The organism is Acinetobacter sp. YH01004 (assembly GCF_013420455.1).
GTDB classification, from domain to species: Bacteria; Pseudomonadota; Gammaproteobacteria; order Pseudomonadales; family Moraxellaceae; genus Acinetobacter; species Acinetobacter towneri.
The window spans coordinates 1-1660 of the sequence record NZ_VOXZ01000038.1 but is presented as its reverse complement, the minus strand read 5'-3'; the positions used below and the strand labels follow the sequence as shown (position 1 = coordinate 1660).

Here is a 1660-nt window from a genome sequence, read left to right as displayed (position 1 = left end):
AGTACCAGCGTACGGCCCACAGAATGATGTCACGCTGAAAATGCCGGCCTTTGAATGGGTTCATGTGCAGCTCCATCAGCAAAAGGGGATGATAAGTTTATCACCACCGACTATTTGCAACAGTGCCGATAAAAATATATCATCATGAACAATAAAACTGTCTGCTTACATAAACAGTAATACAAGGGGTGTTATGAGCCATATTCAACGGGAAACGTCTTGCTCGAGGCCGCGATTAAATTCCAACCTGGATGCTGATTTATATGGGTATAGATGGGCTCGCGATAATGTCGGGCAATCAGGTGCGACAATCTATCGATTGTATGGGAAGCCCGATGCGCCAGAGTTGTTTCTGAAACATGGCAAAGGTAGCGTTGCCAATGATGTTACAGATGAGATGGTCAGACTAAACTGGCTGACGGCATTTATGCCTCTTCCGACCATCAAGCATTTTATCCGTACTCCTGATGATGCATGGTTACTCACCACTGCGATCCCCGGGAAAACAGCATTCCAGGTATTAGAAGAATATCCTGATTCAGGTGAAAATATTGTTGATGCGCTGGCAGCGTTCCTGCGCCGGTTGCATTCGATTCCTGTTTGTAATTGTCCTTTTAACAGCGATCGCGCATTTCGTCTCGCTCAGGCGCAATCACGAATGAATAACGGTTTGGTTGATGCGAGTGATTTTGATGACGAGCGTAATGGCTGGCCTGTTGAACAAGTCTGGAAAGAAATGCATAAGCTTTTGCCATTCTCACCGGATTCAGTCGTCACTCATGGTGATTTCTCACTTGATAACCTTATTTTTGACGAGGGGAAATTAATAGGTTGTATTGATGTTGGACGAGTCGGAATCGCAGACCGATACCAGGATCTTGCCATCCTATGGAACTGCCTCGGTGAGTTTTCTCCTTCATTACAGAAACGGCTTTTTCAAAAATATGGTATTGATAATCCTGATATGAATAAATTGCAGTTTCATTTGATGCTCGATGAGTTTTTCTAATCAGAATTGGTTAATTGGTTGTAACACTGGCAGAGCATTACGCTGACTTGACGGGACGGCGCTTCCCTACCCTCATGGCCGCCTCCCAGGAATCGACCCAGGTGCTTATCGTGGACATAATCCTTTACTCATAAATTTATCTTATTCCATTATTGTACCTGTCACGCAAAACTTGCAGAAAAGCCATAAACGCAGGAGAATCCTGTCGGCGGTGAGGATAATAAATATGGTAGCCGTCAAAATATGGACACCACTCGGTCAGAACAGCAATCAGCTTGCCGCTTTTGATATATCCATCTGCAACATACTCGGGAATATAGGCAATCCCCAGCCCGTCTAATGCTGCATCGAGCTGATGAATCGTGCTGTTCGCAATATATTGCCCTTTGACTTTCAGACTGAATTTCTGAGCATCTTTCTCGAATTCCCAGGCGTACAATCCACTCGTATCAGAATAGCGGACGTTAATGCAGTTGTGGTTCAAAAGATCCTGCGGCTTCCTGGGCTTAGCATAACGCTTAAAATGGCACTGTTGCAAAGTTAGCGATGAGGCAGCCTTTTGTCTTATTCAAAGGCCTTACATTTCAAAAACTCTGCTTACCAGGCGCATTTCGCCCAGGGGATCACCATAATAAAATGCTGAGGCCTGGC

At 44.9% G+C, this 1660-nt stretch carries 2 protein-coding genes; one reads left to right on the top strand and one right to left on the bottom strand.

The annotated features are described in order from the left end of the window. Positions 1-193: 193 nt before the first annotated feature. A complete protein-coding gene (locus tag FTT71_RS13155; RefSeq protein WP_000018323.1) occupies positions 194-1009 on the top strand; it encodes an APH(3')-I family aminoglycoside O-phosphotransferase in 816 nt (271 codons plus the stop codon). A gap of 136 nt (positions 1010-1145) precedes the next feature. Here the strand turns inward: FTT71_RS13155 and FTT71_RS13150 are convergent, their stop codons facing one another. Continuing rightward, positions 1146-1547, bottom strand: coding sequence for a LysR substrate-binding domain-containing protein (locus FTT71_RS13150; protein ID WP_001183556.1), 402 nt, complete (start codon positions 1545-1547; stop codon positions 1146-1148). Positions 1548-1660: the final 113 nt, after the last annotated feature.

Coding starts and splice junctions, on each gene's coding strand:
- FTT71_RS13155 (WP_000018323.1), top strand. CDS start 194: ATGAGCCATATTCAACGGGAAACGTCTTGCTCGAGGCCGCGATTAAAT.